This is a genomic window from Roseibium suaedae, assembly GCF_900142725.1.
Taxonomy (GTDB): domain Bacteria; phylum Pseudomonadota; class Alphaproteobacteria; order Rhizobiales; family Stappiaceae; genus Roseibium; species Roseibium suaedae.
Map to the genome: position 1 here is coordinate 67,313 of NZ_FRBW01000005.1, position 15,513 is coordinate 82,825.

At 61.2% G+C, this 15,513-nt stretch carries 16 protein-coding genes; 12 read left to right on the forward strand and 4 right to left on the reverse strand.

Annotation, left to right across the window (positions count from 1 at the left end; genetic code table 11):
- Positions 1 to 24: 24 nt before the first annotated feature.
- A complete protein-coding gene (locus BUA94_RS19165; protein ID WP_073014978.1) occupies positions 25 to 930 on the forward strand; it encodes a LysR family transcriptional regulator in 906 nt (301 codons plus the stop codon).
- 45 nt (positions 931 to 975) lie between these two features.
- Here the strand turns inward: BUA94_RS19165 and BUA94_RS19170 are convergent, their stop codons facing one another.
- The 3 genes from BUA94_RS19170 to BUA94_RS19180 are packed head-to-tail and all read right to left on the reverse strand — an operon-like array spanning position 976 to position 3,987.
- Entirely contained in the window at positions 976 to 2,490 is a 1,515-nt protein-coding gene (locus BUA94_RS19170) for a tripartite tricarboxylate transporter permease (RefSeq protein WP_073014979.1), read from the reverse strand.
- Between the two features lie 4 nt (positions 2,491 to 2,494).
- On the reverse strand, positions 2,495 to 2,998 hold the full coding sequence (locus BUA94_RS19175) for a tripartite tricarboxylate transporter TctB family protein (protein WP_073014980.1): 504 nt from the start codon (positions 2,996 to 2,998) through the stop codon (positions 2,495 to 2,497).
- Entirely contained in the window at positions 2,995 to 3,987 is a 993-nt protein-coding gene (locus BUA94_RS19180; RefSeq protein ID WP_073014981.1) for a Bug family tripartite tricarboxylate transporter substrate binding protein, read from the reverse strand. The genes BUA94_RS19175 and BUA94_RS19180 overlap by 4 nt, the downstream gene beginning before the upstream one ends.
- A gap of 530 nt (positions 3,988 to 4,517) precedes the next feature.
- Between BUA94_RS19180 and BUA94_RS19185 the strand changes: the two genes are divergently transcribed.
- From BUA94_RS19185 to BUA94_RS19225, 9 genes are all read left to right on the forward strand, one after another.
- On the forward strand, positions 4,518 to 5,153 hold the full coding sequence (locus BUA94_RS19185) for a response regulator (RefSeq protein WP_073015213.1): 636 nt from the start codon (positions 4,518 to 4,520) through the stop codon (positions 5,151 to 5,153).
- Positions 5,153 to 6,478 (forward strand): histidine kinase, encoded by a 1,326-nt coding sequence (locus BUA94_RS19190; RefSeq protein ID WP_073014982.1) that lies wholly within the window; start codon positions 5,153 to 5,155, stop codon positions 6,476 to 6,478. The genes BUA94_RS19185 and BUA94_RS19190 overlap by 1 nt, the downstream gene beginning before the upstream one ends.
- Before the next feature lie 87 nt (positions 6,479 to 6,565).
- Positions 6,566 to 7,516, forward strand: a complete 951-nt coding sequence (locus BUA94_RS19195) for an AAA family ATPase (protein WP_073014983.1) — start codon at positions 6,566 to 6,568, stop codon at positions 7,514 to 7,516.
- Positions 7,510 to 8,349 (forward strand): DUF58 domain-containing protein, encoded by an 840-nt coding sequence (locus tag BUA94_RS19200; protein WP_084082136.1) that lies wholly within the window; start codon positions 7,510 to 7,512, stop codon positions 8,347 to 8,349. Before BUA94_RS19195 ends, BUA94_RS19200 begins: the two co-directional genes overlap by 7 nt.
- Positions 8,336 to 8,737 (forward strand): hypothetical protein, encoded by a 402-nt coding sequence (locus tag BUA94_RS19205; RefSeq protein WP_208980174.1) that lies wholly within the window; start codon positions 8,336 to 8,338, stop codon positions 8,735 to 8,737. The genes BUA94_RS19200 and BUA94_RS19205 overlap by 14 nt, the downstream gene beginning before the upstream one ends.
- Positions 8,734 to 9,675, forward strand: a complete 942-nt coding sequence (locus BUA94_RS19210; RefSeq protein WP_073014986.1) for a vWA domain-containing protein — start codon at positions 8,734 to 8,736, stop codon at positions 9,673 to 9,675. The genes BUA94_RS19205 and BUA94_RS19210 overlap by 4 nt, the downstream gene beginning before the upstream one ends.
- A complete protein-coding gene (locus BUA94_RS19215; RefSeq protein WP_073014987.1) occupies positions 9,672 to 10,562 on the forward strand; it encodes a VWA domain-containing protein in 891 nt (296 codons plus the stop codon). Before BUA94_RS19210 ends, BUA94_RS19215 begins: the two co-directional genes overlap by 4 nt.
- Positions 10,559 to 11,173 carry a hypothetical protein gene (locus BUA94_RS19220; protein ID WP_073014988.1) on the forward strand — a complete coding sequence of 205 codons (615 nt, stop codon included), beginning with the start codon at positions 10,559 to 10,561 and terminating at the stop codon, positions 11,171 to 11,173. The genes BUA94_RS19215 and BUA94_RS19220 overlap by 4 nt, the downstream gene beginning before the upstream one ends.
- The gene (locus BUA94_RS19225; RefSeq protein WP_073014989.1) at positions 11,167 to 12,339 is read left to right on the forward strand and encodes a BatD family protein; all 1,173 of its coding nucleotides are present in this window, start codon (positions 11,167 to 11,169) and stop codon (positions 12,337 to 12,339) included. Before BUA94_RS19220 ends, BUA94_RS19225 begins: the two co-directional genes overlap by 7 nt.
- Before the next feature lie 12 nt (positions 12,340 to 12,351).
- Here BUA94_RS19225 and BUA94_RS19230 read toward each other — a convergent pair whose 3' ends face one another.
- On the reverse strand, positions 12,352 to 13,257 hold the full coding sequence (locus BUA94_RS19230) for a LysR family transcriptional regulator (RefSeq protein ID WP_073014990.1): 906 nt from the start codon (positions 13,255 to 13,257) through the stop codon (positions 12,352 to 12,354).
- 161 nt (positions 13,258 to 13,418) lie between these two features.
- Here BUA94_RS19230 and BUA94_RS19235 point away from each other — a divergent pair, with 161 nt between their 5' ends.
- Both BUA94_RS19235 and BUA94_RS19240 read left to right on the forward strand, forming a co-directional pair.
- Complete coding sequence (locus BUA94_RS19235) at positions 13,419 to 14,222, forward strand: alpha/beta hydrolase fold domain-containing protein (protein ID WP_073015214.1); 804 nt, start codon at positions 13,419 to 13,421, stop codon at positions 14,220 to 14,222.
- Between the two features lie 57 nt (positions 14,223 to 14,279).
- Positions 14,280 to 15,470: an efflux RND transporter periplasmic adaptor subunit gene (locus BUA94_RS19240; protein WP_073014991.1), complete on the forward strand. Its 1,191-nt coding sequence runs from the start codon at positions 14,280 to 14,282 to the stop codon at positions 15,468 to 15,470.
- Positions 15,471 to 15,513 lie beyond the last annotated feature (43 nt).

Consider the following 15,513-nt stretch of genomic DNA (forward strand, 5'->3'; position numbering starts at 1 on the left):
TTAGATAACTTTTTGGAATGAATTATGGACCGGCAACTCGCGGCCTTCCTCACAGTAGCCAGGCTCGGCAATCTCACCCTGGCGGCGCAGCAGCTCAACCTCACCCAGCCCGCACTCACCAAGCGGCTCGTGACCCTTGAAGAGCGCCTGAATGTCAGCCTGTTCGACAGGAAGCCGCGCGGGATGGAGCTTACGGCGGCGGGGAGAATTTACCTGCGCCATGCGAGCCGCATCGAGCAGGAGTACCGACAGGCGAGCGAAGAGATCGGAATTCTCGAGAATGCCGGAATGGAGACCCTGCGAATAGGCGCTGGTCCGCTTTTCCATTTGCGCTATGTTGCCCAGGCCTTTTCGGCGGTCCGCACGAGTTTTCCAATGCTGCGTCTCGACCTTCTGGCCCGCAACAACGCCGAGACCCTGCCCTTGCTCGTGGCAGGCGAACTGGATCTCGTTCTTGGCACGATCGAACCGCTGGCTTCGGAATATCTGCTGCATGTCATTCCGCTGCTCGAAGTCGAGCAAGCGGTTGCCCTGGCCAAAGACATGCCATGCGCTGCAAAGGAAGTGCTTTCGCCTTCCGATCTGATGGACATGGACTGGGTGAGCTACAGTCAGGTTCCAGGCAGCCGAGAGCTGCTGACGCGCTATTTCGCACAGCATCAGCTCGGTATTCCGAGGTTTGCCGCCCAGACGACCTCCTTCACGGCGGGACTGCATCTCATCCGGCATTCCAACCTTGCAATGCAGGTGCCGCTGCAAATCCAGCCGGTCGTCAACCACTCGGATGTGTCTGTCGTCCCGGTCTCGCCTCCGCTCGGACGCTCGGCCGCCGGCATCTACTTGCGGGAAAGCTCACAAGGGATCCCCGCAGTTCAGGCCATGATCGAAGAATTGCGCCGGATCACCGGCGCAACGCCCATTCAGACATAGAGAGCCCGGGGCAAGGAACTCACCGGCCGCGCGCTCTTCCTATGGTCATGCGCTGCCCTGGAGGATGTCCGGCTTTCGTCCCGCCGTCAGACGGCGCAGGGCGAACACGGCAACACAGATCAGAAGCGCCACGTTGATGAAGAGCAGTGTTGCGGACACGGGGCGTTCGATGAAGATCTGCAGCCCGTCATTCGACAGAAGAAGGCTCCGCCTGACGTTGTTCTCAAGCAGCGGCCCAAGGATGACTCCAATGACCATTGGCGCGAGCGGGTAGCCCCCAGCCCGCAGGATCAGCCCGACGAAGCCAAAGGCGAACATCACCCAAAGATCAAAGATCGAACTGCCCACCGCAAAGGTGCCGATGGCGCACAACAGGAGCACGGTCGGGATCAGAATAACCTTGCGCAGCCGCAAGACATAGACGAACAGCGGTGTCATGAGGATGCCGACGACGAACAGCGCCACATTCGCAAGCATATAAACGAGGAAGATCCCGCCGACGATGTCCGAATGCTGGGCAAACAGAGTGGGTCCCGGAAAGACGCCCAGGATCAAAAGTGCGCCGATCAGGACGGCAGTGGCCGCATCGCCGGGAATTCCGAGAGCAAGGGTCGGCACCAAGGCGCCGCCAGCCGTAGCATTGTTCGCGCTTTCCGAAGCGACAATTCCTCCCTCTGCACCTTCACCGTAGCGCTCCTCCGGCTTGGCGAATGTCTTGGCGACAGCATAGGCGGTGAAGGACGAGATCACGCCACCGGCTCCCGGCAGAGCACCAACGCATGCGCCAATCGTTGAAGAGCGCAGCAAGTTGGGCCAGCGTTTCAGGACCAGAAAAGCACTGCGGAACCCGGGCCGGGCAACGGACAGTTCCGGGCGCTTCAGCAGGTCATCACCAGTCAGCAAGCTGCTCATTTCGGAGATCGCGAAAAGCCCCACCACAATGGCCACGATATTGAAGCCATTGGACAATTCGAAGAGGCCAAAGGTAAAGCGTTCCGCCGCCGTGAACTCGTCAGTGCCGATCGTGGCGAGCAACAGGCCTGCGGCTCCGGCAATCAGTCCCTTGAGCATGGACTGGTCCGATACGGCAGCAATTGCGGTCAGCCCGGTGATCGCAAGCAGCGCATATTCGGGCGGCCCGAACCCTGCCGCAAAAGCGGCCAGCGAGGGCGAGAACAGGATCAGGATCAGACCACCAAACGCGCCACCAATTGCCGACGCGGAGATGGCAATTCCGATCGCATCTGCAGCCCGTCCCTTTTGCGCCATCGGGTAACCGTCGAACAGCGTTGCGGCGGCGAGCGGCGTACCGGGGATCCTGAGCAGGATGGCGGAAATTGCCCCGCCGCACGAACCGCCGACATAGATTGCGATCAGGAAGCCCATGGCCTGCACAGGGGGAAAGGTGATCGCGTAGGGAAGCAGCAGGATGATGCCCATCAGCGGCCCGAGCCCCGGCAGGGCCCCAACGAGCAGCCCGATGACCAGGCCTGCGCCGACCAGTATCACCGTGGAAAGGCTCGCCACAAGCCCCAGCCCGTTCAAAAGCATGTCGAACATCAGGTCACCAAGGAATATTCAGATTGAAGATGCCGCCGGGTAGGACGACGTCGAGCTGGCTTTCAAAGAACCAGGCAAGGCCAAAGGAAATTCCGAGGCTGAACGCGATCATCTGCCCCCATTGCCGCGACCCGCAGGCAGCCATGATCGCAAACAGCATGGGCGCAGAAGCGACGTGGTAGCCGAGGGTCCCCAGTAGTCCCAGATAGAGACCGAAGATCAGGATGATCACGGCAGGGCGGGTGAACCGGTCCAGCCTGAAGCCACGCTCATTCAGAGACCCGCGTGACACGAGTTGAACGACGATCTGCAAGGCCACCAGACCAAGCAGAACCATCGCCACCCCGCGGGGATAGGCGGCCGCATTGTCATACGGCCCCCCTTCCGCCATTCCGGCTGGCGCGAGCACGTCTCGGATCTGCTGGAAGACCAGAGCCACCAGGACAAGCATGAGCGCTGCGGCACACCATTCGGCAAAGCGTCGTCCGACTTTAAGCGAACCAATCATTTCACAGCCTTCAAGGCATCTTCTTCCCACTTGATGGCATCAGCCATGGTCGAAAGCTGATCACGGACACCCGAGACGATTTCAACGTAATTGGTATGATCCCAATCCAGCGGCACAAAGCCCATCCGCTCGATCTTTGCCCGCACATCGGGATCATTCATCGCCTTGCCCATGGCCGCGCGCAATGTCTCCACACGATCGGCAGGGGTGTCTTTCTTCACGAGCCACCAGTCCCACCCCATTGGAGCAAGCCCGCTGATCCCAAGATCCGCGTCGATTTCCGCGATTGAAGGGGCGCCTCCAAAGGCTGCCTTGGCAGCTGGCTGTTCCGACAGGACAAGCCCGATCTTGAGCGCCTCAGGATCCTGCTTGTAATTGCCGACATTGACGAAGGCGAAATCAAGAATGCCGCTCTTCACGTCGTTGTTGGCCGCAGGCGGAGACTTGTAGGGCACGTTCTGCGCGACGACCTGATAGGATTGCAAAACCCTTGCCATGACGAGATGAGGCAGATTGTTGCGCTGGCCGGAGGAATACCGCAGCTTGCCGGGATTTTCCCTGCCCCACGCCATCATCTCTTCAAAGCTGGACCAACGGGTCTCGTCTGTCCGCCAGCCAATGGCAAAGGCATTCGACGCAGCTGCATGAAGAGGAATGAAGTCCTCGAAGTTCCAATCTGCCTTCTTGAGGATAGGCTGCAGCACCAGTGGTGCAACGTACCCATCGATGATGGTGTAGCCATCTGCGGGTTTGTTCAAACCCGTCTGAAATGCCTTGATGCCACCAGCTCCGGGCGTTGCCAGCACAGTCAGCGGAACGCCAAGCTCCTTGCTCATCGCTTCGGCAATGATCTGGCTGACCGAGAGTGCGGGACCTGCTCCGGCTGGCAGGATGCTCTCAATCGTGCGTTCCGGATATTCCGCCAACGCCGGACCACTGATCGCGGTCAAAGCCAACAGGGCACCTGCAAAGATAGATCTGAGCTTCATAGTCTTCCTCCCATTGAAACTTTCATGAATTGCGCGGCCTCTCCTCAAGACAACGCAATCTGTAGCCCTCCCCCAGACAGACACTCGGATCCGGGGGCTTTGAAACAGATATGCTCAGGGAAAACGGCCCATATGCAATGACAGTCAAAAGCGATTGTCCAAGCTTTTGCAAAGATTTCGCTTCAACACCGCCTCAGCCAGCAGGATGCCGCCGACGTTTTGACCGGTAGAATAAACCGGACAGGGCACAGACCGTTCACAAGCTTTGTCCTCCCTCAAGCATGTCATGCGAGATTGCCGCCTAAAAAGACATATGTAAAATTTCTTTGAATGAGAGAAAGCATAACTTTTTGGAATAATTCAATCGGCCACACACCTTCGCGATCTTACGCAGTCACCCCACACTTCGACATGATGTGAACCATGATGGAGATGGCCTTTCTGAGCAGAAGGAAACGAGGAAACCCAACTACCTCCCGCGCCGAAAGGATGCATTGAGCGGGTGATTGGACGCACGGTAGAATATGCACATGGAACCGATCCGTATTCTGCTGGCCGATGACCATCCCATTGTGCGCGAGGGCTATCTTCGTCTGCTCGAGCGGCAGCCAGGGCTCTGCGTGATCGCCGAGGCTTGTGACGGCGAGGCGGCGCTCGAAGCCTTTCTCGCCCATTCTCCCGACATCGTCCTGATGGATCTGTCCATGCCCGGAGCAGGCGGTCTGGCGGCGGTCGAGGCCATAGTGTCCCGCGATCCGCATGCGCGTGTGATCGTCGTTTCGATGCATCAGGGTGCCATCTTCGCGCAAAAGGCCATGGCGGCCGGTGCCCGCGGGTTCGTTTCCAAGAGCAGTCCTCCGGAAGAACTGGTCAGCGTCATATCCCGGGTCATGTCCGGACGGCGGGCCCTTTCCTCGGACATGGCACAGGAACTCGCCCAGACATCGCTTGGAACCGGTGATGTCGATGCCTTGACCCGCAGGGAACTGGAGATCCTGCAGCTTCTGGCCCGAGGCATGAGCGGCAGAGCCATCGCCAGAAATCTGGGGCTTTCGGCAAAAACCATTCAGAACAACCTGTCTCTGGTTCGGGCCAAGCTCGAGGCCTCCTGCGATGCCGACCTGGTGCTGAAGGCGCAACGGGCAGGCCTGACACAAGCCGGCTGATGCGAGGGCTTCTGCCTCAGCTGGTTCTCAGGGTGCTCGCAGCCGGGCTGGTCTCGGTCTTCCTGGGCGCTGCATGGGTTTTCTGGGTGACCGCCGATGCTGCCCGCGAAGATGCGCGGATCACCGCCGAGCGCGTGGCAGAGGCAATCGCGGCCCGTCCGGACTTCATGGGGCTGGCCTTTGGCGGTGTTGCCCCCGTACCTGCCTTCCGCGACTGGCAGGATTTTCCGAGATGGACCCTGATTGCCCCGGGCATCTGCGTCGAGTTCGGTGCGGATGAGCGTCCCGATCACCGCCGGTGCGGCTCCTATGTGGCGACCGACACGGAACCACCCGAGTGGTTTGCGTTTATCGCAGACAGGATCGGTCTTGTGCCCGCTCCCATAACCCTGCCCGTGCGCACGCGCTACGCCAGCAATGCCCAGGTTACTGCCTTTGCGGACAGGGGCGTCATTCTGGCCGGGGCCTGGGAGCGCACCACGGATCTGATGCGCATGGCCCTCGGGATGGCCCTTGGCGGAGCACTCCTGACTGGTCTTCTGGTCGCGCGGCTGCTCTCGCCGTTTCAAACCATTCTCAGTGGCATCGAGCGCTTGCAAGGCGGTGACTTCACGAGGCGGCAACCGCGTCAGCGAGTAGCCGAATTCGACCGGCTGAGCCTGGCGCTCAACGAAACCGCCGGGGCCTTGCAGGAAGCACTGGATGCCAGAAGCGAACTGACCAGACGGCTGTTCACCGTGCAGGAGAGCGAGCGGCGAGCCTTGGCACGGGAGCTTCATGACGAATTCGGGCAATGTTTGACCGCGACGCGGGCTCTTGCGACGGCGGTGGCGCAATCAGGGGAGACGACGGCCCAGGATGGGTCCCGGATCGCGGAAATCTCGGGCCAGATGATGCAAAGCCTGCGCGGGGAACTGTCGCGCTTGCGTCCCCCGGATCTGGATGAACTTGGGCTGGATGCGGCCCTTGAGCGCCTTGTGGCCGGTTGGCGGGGACGGCTGCCGAATGTCCGCTTTGTGCTGGAACTGACCGGCGATCCGGACACCATCACCGACGATCTCGCCCTCAGCTTCTATCGCATCACGCAGGAATGCCTGACCAACGCGATCCGGCATGGAGCGCCATCGACCGTAAGGGTCTCGCTGAAGGCCGGTGAAAAGATCGAACTGACAGTGTCTGATGATGGAGGAGTGCGCAAGGACGCGCCTGACGCTGAGGGTCTCGGCCTTCTGGGCATTCGCGAAAGGGTCAGTGCTCTCGGCGGCACGTTCGACCTGTCGCCTTGTCAGGCCGGGATGAGAGCCAGCGTCCATCTTTCCCTCTAATCCGGGATATCTTCCCGGTCCTTGCGGGAAGACCTCTCTGGCGCGCATGAGCGATCACCCTCATCCTCAGAAGGGAGGAGGAAGCGCATGGACGATATGAGTCATCCGATTTCGCGGCTGCAGAGTGAAGTTTCTGCCGGTCTGATCGGGCATCAGAACATGGTCGAGCGGCTGCTGATTGCCTTGCTTGCCGGGGGCCATGTGCTGATCGAGGGACCGCCCGGTGTCGCCAAGACCCGGACCGTCAAGCTTCTGGCGGCGCATTTGCCCGGGAGCCAGGGCCGCGTCCAGTGTACGCCCGATCTGCTTCCCTCCGATCTGACCGGCACCCAGATTTTCCGGCCGGAAACCGGCAGCTTCGAATTCCTGCCGGGGCCACTGTTTCATTCGCTGGTGCTGGTCGACGAGATCAACCGGGCGCCGCCGAAGGTGCAGTCGGCCTTGCTTGAGGCGATGGCAGAGCGGCAGGTGACGACATCGGGAGTAACGCGACCGTTGCCGGATCCGTTCATGGTCGTGGCCACACAGAACCCGATCGAACATGAGGGAACCTTCCCCTTGCCTGAGGCGCAGATGGACCGTTTCCTCCTGCATCTGTCGCTGGACATGCCGCAGGCGGATCAGGAACGGCAGATCCTGGATCTTGTCGAAGCAGAAGATATTGCAAGGACATTGTCCCCAACGCTGCCGATGTCCTCCGAGGATTTGAAGCTTGCCCAGTCCGAAGTTGCGCGAGTGCATCTGTCGCCCGCGCTGAAGGACTTTATCGTGCGGCTGGTGATGGCAACCCGATCCGGCGGCGCGGTCGCTGAATGGGTCGAGCACCCGGTGTCCCCGCGCGGGACCTTGGCTTTGGCCGCCTCGGTCAGGGCAAGAGCCTGGCTTCACGGCCGGGACTATGGCTTGCCGGAGGACGCGCAGATGCTGGCGCAAGATGTTCTGGCCCACCGTCTCATCCCGAACTGGTCAGCTGTGAGCGAAGGGCGGTCTGGGCGCAGTCTGGTCGATGACATCCTGAAGCAGGTTCAACCATGGTAGCGCCTGTTCTGGACCATCCCGGAATTCGTCTGAAGCTCGAAGACTTGCTGGCACTGCGTCAGCAACCCGGCGGAACCGCAAGGCACCGGCCCGCAACGCGGCGGCCTGGGGCCATGCCCGCGCGACTGCCGGGGGCCGGCATGGATTTGCGGGAAATCCGCGCCTATTGCGAAGGCGATGACACCCGCCGGATCGACCCGGCGGCGACCGCCCGCACCGGCCGTCCGCACGTCCGCAGCTTTCATGAAGACAGGGACAACACCGCCCTTCTGATTGCGGATTTCAGACCGGGAATGCTTTGGGGCACATCTTCCTCCCTGCGCTCGGTGCGGGCCGCAAAGCTTCTTGCGCAGCGCGGGTGGGAAGCCATCGGTGAAGGAGCGGCCCTGGCTGTTCTGACCATCACGTCTTCTGGCGTCGCTGCCCTTCCCGCCCGTTCAGGCGTCCAGCACATGACTGCGATTGCACAGGTGCTTGCGCATGAGCATGACAAGGCGCTGGACATGCGCGAGGGATCGCTGCCCCTCGCGGCAGCGCTGGTCCGGGCGGCCAGGCTGGTTCCGGCTGGTGCAAGGATCTGGCTGGCGAGTGACCTCCAGGCACTTGAAAAGGAAGACGAGGCCGCGCTCAACCGGCTGTCACGGCGCAGGCGGATAACCTTGCTCTATCCTCTGGATCCTGCCGAGACCACGCCCCCGTCCCGGGCCTTGCCAATCCGGCATGGGCCATTGAGCCGCTCTGCATTGCTCCGCCCGTTCGACGCAGGGCCCCTGGAAGCAAGGATGCGGGCCTTGAACGTGTCACTGGAGGCCCTTCCGGATGACCCAAGCTGAATTGATCGCCGCCTTGCCCGAAGGGAGGCTGCCACCGGAACTGATGACGCTCCATCCCCTTGATCTCCTGGCGCTGTTCGGGCTGGGCCTGATCCTCGCCTCTCTCGTTGCGCTGCTCATTCTTCCGTTCACGGCCCGCCGTCCGTCCAGGAAGGAATTGATCAAGGCAACCCGGCCGCTTCCGCCTGAAGAGAGACTGCTGGCGATCGCCCGTATCCTTGGCCATTTGCCGGAAGAGCTTCGCCTCGCCGCTTATCAGAGTGGGCCCCCGCCCACAGATGACGCCATTGAGCGGGCAGCTCTGAAAAACCTCAAGGCGCACTCAAAGCGCGCCGCCAGCCATGGCTCCCGACGTCTCATCCAAACGAACGGAACTTTGGGCCCATGAGCTTTGCCTTTCCTGCCGCGTTTGTGCTGCTGCCGCTGCCCTGGCTCGTCTACAGGTTCCTAGTGAAACCTTCAGCCCCCAAAGCGGCGCTGTCGGTTCCCTCCGACCTCTTCGAAACGGCCCAAACGGCCACTGGTCAGGGGAGCCGTTGGGACACATTGCTCCTGATTTTGGCCTGGTGTGCCCTTGTCCTGGCACTGGCCGGACCAAGGGTCTCGCAGAAGACCGATCTTCTGCCGTTCTCCGGCCGGGAAATCATGCTGGTCCTCGATCTCTCCGGCAGCATGGTCAAGGAAGATTTCGTTCTGGACGGCAAACCGCTGTCGAGACTGGATGCGGTCAAGAAGGTTGCCTCCGGTTTCGTTTCCGCTCGCAGGGGAGACCGGATCGGACTGGTCATCTTCGGAGAACGTCCCTATGTCGCCCAACCACCGACCTTTGATGTCGCCTCGGTCGCAAGGTCCATTGAAACGGCACAGATCGGCATCTCAGGGCGCGCCACCGCCATTGCCGATGGCCTCGGGCTCGCCGTCAACCGGTTGAAAGACAGTCCAGCCGCAACAAAGGTCGCCGTTCTCCTGTCCGACGGTGTCGACACCTCCGGGAAGGTGCGTGCCAACGATGTGGCAGGTCTGGCGCAACGGCATGGGATCCGGGTGCATACCATTGCGCTTGGTCCTGAAGACCTAGCGAACCAGCCAAAATCCCGGGACGCAGTGGATGCGGCTGCCCTCAGGGCCATGGCCGAAACCGGCGGCGGCACAAGCTTCCGGGTCAAGACGATGGCTGATCTTGAAGAGATGGCTGCGACGCTGGACAAGCTCGAACCAAGCCCCATGAATCGCCCTCCCCTGACCTATTGGCGATCCCTCTGGATCTGGCCTGCGGGACTTGCCTTCTTCCTGCTGGTTCTCTTCGCGGTGAGGCGGCCGTCATGACGGAACTGGTCCTGCTCAGACCCTGGTGGCTCGCAGCCTGGCCACTTCTGGCGATGCTCGGCCTATTGTCCTGGCGGCGTGGGGCACACGCGGGCGGCTGGCAGAAGATCATGCCGCCGGTGATGCTGGAGGCCATGCAGAGGCTCGGGCACCTGGATCGTGGCACAGGCGCAGCGCGGCTCTCCTGTCTGTTTGCAGCCGCAGTCCTGGCGACCGGCCTTTCCGGACCATCCGTTCCCCGTGAGGATGCACCGGTTGTGGCCGGAAGCGGGGCAATCCTGATTGCCCTCGACATGTCTCGCTCCATCACCGAAGGCACGGCGCTGGCAGATGCGCAGACGGCAGCAGCACAGGTGCTGGCCGCCGCAAACGGACGCCCCGTCGGGCTGATCCTGTTCAATGGCGAAGCCTATGACATTGCCGCCCCCACCCTCGACCCCTCCACTTTGGAAACCCAGATTGCGGTTCTCTCGCCAGAAACCATGCCCGGACAGGGCAGCCGTCCCGCCGCCGCATTCGCACTTGCAAGGGACATGCTTTCCAATAGTCCAGACAACGATCTGGTATTGATCACGGATGGTGGAGGCATCGATACCGCTGCGATTGCCGAAGCGGAGCGCCTGACCGGCAGCGGCGTCCGGCTTCTTGTGCTCACAGTCTCTGGTTCTGCCGGTCCCACTGTTCCGCCAGATGCGCTGGAAAAACTGGAAATCTATGCGACCATCGTAGCGGCAGACGCCCCAGGACCAGTACTGCAAAAGCTGTCAGCTCCGTTCCTAGGGCGCACAGACCCGGTGGCAGCATCTTTGCGCTTCCTCGACCTCGGACCCTTCCTCTGCATTCTTGCCATGTTCCCTCTCCTTTCCCTGTTCCGGAGGGCGGCATGAAGCGAGTGATGCTTGGAGTGCTGATCGGAGTCGCCTGCGTTGCCGTTTCTGGCCCCGCAGCCTGGGGACGCCTGGCATTCTGGTCCGGCCTGCCCGGGGCAAGCGTCTTTCTGAATACCAATGCCGCCAAGGGATTAGCGCAGTACAGGGCTGGTGATTTCGAGGCCGCAGACAGGCTTCTGGAAGAAGCTGGCCGGGGCCAGACTTTCAACCGGGCACTGACCCTTGCTGCGACAGGAAACTACGCTCTTTCAACGGCTTATTTCGACGCAGTGCTGTTTTCAAATCCAGCGGATGCAGAGGCGAGCCGCCTTAGGGCTCTGGTTTGGGGGATGGCCCCGAAGACCCGAGGCGAGAGCATAGCTCCCGGACGGTTGCCCGGACATGGGGGGATCTCCAGCCAGGAAGAAAAGCCCCGTTGGGGATGGCCCGGAACCCCGGATCCTGAATGGCAGCGCAAGGTAACCGCGCAAGGCCTTGCCGCATCCGAGGAATGGCTCGACACCCTGTCCGACGACCCGGGCGAATTCCTGCGGCTGCGCCTTGAAAAGGAATATGAACGCCGCGCCGGCCTTGGCCTGATCCGGCCAGAAGAGGGAACTCCATGGTGACCCGCATCCTCCTTCTGCTCATTCTTCTGACAAGTGGCGCTCAGGCGGAAAGCCTGAGGTTTATCTTGCCTGACACCCACCCGGTCACCGGGGAAATGATCAGGTTCACGATCCGCGGTGAATACCGGGAGCGCATTGCGCTGGAGACGCTCACCTTTCCGGATTCAGACGCTTATGACTGGGTCCAGTTGGCGCGCGACAGCTGGACGGATGAGCGGGTCGATGGACTGATGGCCAAGGTCTTTGAGCGCCACATTGCTCTTTTCCCGCGCCATGCCGGCCCGCTCAGGATCGGTCCGGTTGTTCACCGCCTCACGGTCGTTGCGGGCAAGGGAGGGCGCGAGGTTCGAGAGGTGCGGGCGGAGCCTGTGACCATCCAGGTGGCGCCCTTTCCAGCCAGCAGCGTTCCGCTCGCCTCCAGTGCGCTGACGGTAGTGGACGAATTGTCCAGTGATCCTGGCACCTTGCGTGACGGTGAGACCTTGATCCGGCGCGTGGTCCTGCGTGCGGATGATACCTTGCCGCATCTTGTGCCGCCGCGCCCGGAGATACGGGCACCCTGGCTGATCAGCTTCACGGCGCCGGAGGTGCGGAAGATGAAACCAACCCCGGCAGGTCCGGAAACGACCGTGGTTTGGGAATGGCATTTGCGCCCGAAAACAGGGGAGCCAGCAGTGCTGCCACCGGTTTCAATTCCGTGGTTCGACACGGTCTCGCGCGAAATGAAAACCGCCGAGATCCCTGCGATCCCCTTTGGCTATGCCAGCTTTTCGAAAAACCGGACAGGATCGGACCAACTTGCCTCATCGCAGGTCCTGATCGCCATTGGCGTTCTCCTGACTGGGCTTCTGACCGGTCTCGCGGCAGCCTTTTGGGCAAGTGGTTTGCGTCTCGGACAGAACCTCATCCAACGCCTAAGACGCCTCCTGCCGTTCGATCCCACCCGCAGTCCCATGCGGATCGCAGCCCGTCAGAGAGACCTGATGGCTCTTCGCTCCGCAGTCGAAGGTCACCTGAACCGAAAACGAACCCTCGGCCTGCCGGTCGCGGACGGATCGACCCGGGACCTCGACCAGGCAATCTATGCAAAACCTTCCAGTGCATCTGCTTTCGAACCGGACAGCTTTCTACGGGGTCTTTTGTCCAGGAACCGGAAAGGGTCTTAGCAAGAGGCCACTTCAAGACTGATCAAGCTCGGCCAGAAGCTTGACCAGCCAGTCCACGAAGACGCGGACTTTGTTGCTGAGGTGCCGGTTGGGCGGATAAACAATGAAGAGAGGCAGCGTCTCAGGCTCCCAGTCTTCCAGCAGCGGGACCAGAGCGCCTTTGCGAATTTCCTCGTTTGCCATGAAGCGGGGCAGTTGGGCTATGCCGTGCCCAGCAAGGGCCGCCGTCACATAGCTGCGCGCATCATTGACCGAGAAATGCGATCGCGCCTCGATTTCCAGCGTTTCCTTGCCACGCTGAAAGCTGAAGGGAAACAGCTGACCGGACTGGGGAGAGAAATAGCTGACGCAATTGTGGTCCGTGCGCAGATCCTCCGGATGGGAGGGCATGCCGAAGCGATCGATATAGGGCTTGGCGGCGCAGGTGATCATCTTGATTTCGCACACCCGGCGCGCGATGAGCGAGGGATCCCCTGGCGTTCCGGCCCGAAGGGCACAATCGACATTCTCCAGAAGGTAGTCGACCGTCCGGTCCCCGACGCCCAGATCGATCCGGATGTCCGGGTAGGACTTGTAGAACTCGCAAAGGGCCGGAATGACAATCCAGTCGGAAAAGGCGCCGGACATTTCCACCCGCATGCGGCCTGTCGGGTTCGCCTGCAGATGCAGCAGGCTGCTGTCCAGTTCCTCAAGCTCCGCAACGATCTTGGCGGCGCGCTCATAATAAAGCGCCCCATCGGTGGTCACGATCACCCGCCGCGTGGTGCGGTTGAACAGTTTCGTCTGCAGATGCGCTTCAAGGTTCTGAATCAGATTGGTGAGCGTTGCCCGTGGAATGCGCAAGGACTCGGAGGCCCGGACGAAATTTCCGGTTTCCACCACCCGGAGAAAGGCACGCATGGCCGTCAGCTGATCCATTCCATCTCCCTTCCCTGAAAATTGGTTGGATTATTATTCGAAATTTCGAATAGTGTTACCAAAAATGCAGCTCTTATTCCACACCATGAATAGACATATGTGTGCCCATGAAGTGGCAGGGGTGTATCTATTCTTTTCGCTTCAATTCAGGATCAATGACGATGACCTCCGCAGTGCAAATCAAGGACATGACATTCGACAAGGTCGAGATCGGCCCGGTCGAAGTGCGTGTCTTTCAAGGCGCTGACTACGAGAAGTCACCACCCGTGCTGATCTATTTCCACTCCGGGGCCTTTCGCGAGGAAGACCGGATGGACAGTGAAGTCGCAACGACACTGGCGCAGACCGGGGCCATCGTCGTGATCCCGAATGTCAATGCTCCCCTCGGGGGCGTCTTTCCGAAGCCGCTTGAAGTGGGGTTCTCCATCTTCAGTTACCTTGCGCAAAAGCGGGCTGGCCTTGGCAATCGCAAGTCCCTGCTTCTGCTCGGCGGGGCCGAATGCGGTGGCAACCTGGCAGCGGCCATTGCCCACAAGGCCCGGGATTACCGGGCAAACGAACTGGACGGCCAGATCCTTCTGTCCCCGCTGCTGGACCCGTTCATGGGATCGGCGTCGATGCAGAAGGCAGCGGCCGCCGGCATGAGAGACCGGTGGTCGGAAGGCTGGAGCCATTATCTCAGCGGGGGTGTCTGCCACCCCTATGCAGCCCCCTGCACCTGCTCGCGGCTGGCAGGTCTGGCACCTGCACTCATTGTAACCTCGGAGGATGATCCTCTGCGCGACGAAACCCTGGGCTATTCCCGCAAGCTGGCCGCTTCGGGGGTAAGGGTCCAGGAACATCTCTTTTCCGAAGGCGCAAGCTGGCCTTCGATCTACGGCGCAAAATGCCCCATGGCCGCAAATTGGCAAGCTGGCCTCACAGAGCAATTCGAGAGCTTTGTGAAGTCGGTCACCATTCAGTGACGGAAACACAACACCTCAGCGATTGAGCCCTCCTCCCGGACGCTCAAGGAGACGAAAATGGCATCAACTGCAACACGCCGCGTCCTGCTGGGCGCCGGCATCGGCTTCGTATTGTCTGCAACAACAGCAGTCTATCTATTGAACCAGCCCTTCAGTGCGCCTGCGTCCGCCGCCAGCGGACAAGAAGCGCCCCCCGCCATTCCCGTGACGGTCGCCAAGGTCGACAGCCGGGCCATCACCATCTGGCAGGAATTCTCCGGCCGTCTGGAAGCTGTCGAACGGGTGCAGGTGCGCTCTCGCGTGACGGGCGCGATCCAGTCTGTTCACTTCCGCGAGGGCGCCCTGGTGAAGGCAGGCGATCTGCTCTTCACCATCGACCCTGCCCCCTATGAGGCAACGGTCGCCCAGCGGGAAGGTCAGGTTGCCTCCGCACAGGCCCAGCTCAAGCTCGCAAAGACCGAGCTGGACCGCGGCAGCAAACTGATCGGGGCACGGGCCATTTCACAAAGCACCCTCGATCAGCGCCTCAACGCCTTCGACGAAGCTCTTGCCAACATGCAGACGGCAGAAGCCTCCCTCAATTCGGCAAAGCTCGAGCTGGACTACACGCAGATCAAGGCGCCCGTGAGCGGCCGGGTCGGCAAGATCGAAGTCACAACAGGCAACCTGGTGGCCGCAGGCCTTTCCTCGCCGGTCCTGACGAGCCTAGTGTCGGTAGACCCGATCTATGCCAGCTTCAATGTCAGCGAAGACACGGTCGCCAAGGCCTTGTCTGAACTGCCCTCTTCCATCGGTGCCCTCGCCCCGATCGAGGATATTCCGGTCGAGATCGGAACCTCGGCAGATGAAGGCACCCCGATCAAGGGCAAGCTTCAGCTGATCGACAACCAGGTGGATGCGGCCAGCGGCACGATCAACGTCCGGGCTGTCTTCGACAATCCCGGCCAGCGCCTGATCCCCGGCCAGTTCGTTCGCATCCGCATGGGCGAACCGAACCCGATGGAGAAGATCCTGATCAGCGAAAGGGCCATCGGCACCGACCAGGACAAGAAGTTCGTCTATGTGGTCGACGCTGACAACAAGGTGGCCTACCGCGCCGTCGAACTGGGACAATCCGCCGATGGCGAACAGATCGTCAGCAGCGGCCTGATGGCTGGCGAGACAATTGTCGTGAACGGCCTGCAGCGGATCCGGTCCGGCGCAACCGTCCTGCCGCAGCCGGAAGGCAAGGTCGCCGCCGCCCAGTAACAGCATGAGAGGGGAACGGCTGTTTCCGACAGCGGCCGTCCTC

What these genes read in the sequence shown, in the direction of transcription:
- BUA94_RS19180 (WP_073014981.1), bottom strand. Translation starts at nt 3,987, where the DNA reads ATGAAGCTCAGATCTATCTTTGCAGGTGCCCTGTTGGCTTTGACCGCG.
- BUA94_RS19210 (WP_073014986.1), top strand. Translation starts at nt 8,734, where the DNA reads ATGAGCTTTGCCTTTCCTGCCGCGTTTGTGCTGCTGCCGCTGCCCTGG.
- BUA94_RS19225 (WP_073014989.1), top strand. Translation starts at nt 11,167, where the DNA reads ATGGTGACCCGCATCCTCCTTCTGCTCATTCTTCTGACAAGTGGCGCT.
- BUA94_RS19220 (WP_073014988.1), top strand. Translation starts at nt 10,559, where the DNA reads ATGAAGCGAGTGATGCTTGGAGTGCTGATCGGAGTCGCCTGCGTTGCC.
- BUA94_RS19190 (WP_073014982.1), top strand. Translation starts at nt 5,153, where the DNA reads ATGCGAGGGCTTCTGCCTCAGCTGGTTCTCAGGGTGCTCGCAGCCGGG.
- BUA94_RS19175 (WP_073014980.1), bottom strand. Translation starts at nt 2,998, where the DNA reads ATGATTGGTTCGCTTAAAGTCGGACGACGCTTTGCCGAATGGTGTGCC.
- BUA94_RS19230 (WP_073014990.1), bottom strand. Translation starts at nt 13,257, where the DNA reads ATGGATCAGCTGACGGCCATGCGTGCCTTTCTCCGGGTGGTGGAAACC.
- BUA94_RS19195 (WP_073014983.1), top strand. Translation starts at nt 6,566, where the DNA reads ATGGACGATATGAGTCATCCGATTTCGCGGCTGCAGAGTGAAGTTTCT.
- BUA94_RS19240 (WP_073014991.1), top strand. Translation starts at nt 14,280, where the DNA reads ATGGCATCAACTGCAACACGCCGCGTCCTGCTGGGCGCCGGCATCGGC.
- BUA94_RS19205 (WP_208980174.1), top strand. Translation starts at nt 8,336, where the DNA reads ATGACCCAAGCTGAATTGATCGCCGCCTTGCCCGAAGGGAGGCTGCCA.
- BUA94_RS19185 (WP_073015213.1), top strand. Translation starts at nt 4,518, where the DNA reads ATGGAACCGATCCGTATTCTGCTGGCCGATGACCATCCCATTGTGCGC.
- BUA94_RS19200 (WP_084082136.1), top strand. Translation starts at nt 7,510, where the DNA reads ATGGTAGCGCCTGTTCTGGACCATCCCGGAATTCGTCTGAAGCTCGAA.
- BUA94_RS19215 (WP_073014987.1), top strand. Translation starts at nt 9,672, where the DNA reads ATGACGGAACTGGTCCTGCTCAGACCCTGGTGGCTCGCAGCCTGGCCA.
- BUA94_RS19165 (WP_073014978.1), top strand. Translation starts at nt 25, where the DNA reads ATGGACCGGCAACTCGCGGCCTTCCTCACAGTAGCCAGGCTCGGCAAT.
- BUA94_RS19235 (WP_073015214.1), top strand. Translation starts at nt 13,419, where the DNA reads ATGACCTCCGCAGTGCAAATCAAGGACATGACATTCGACAAGGTCGAG.
- BUA94_RS19170 (WP_073014979.1), bottom strand. Translation starts at nt 2,490, where the DNA reads ATGTTCGACATGCTTTTGAACGGGCTGGGGCTTGTGGCGAGCCTTTCC.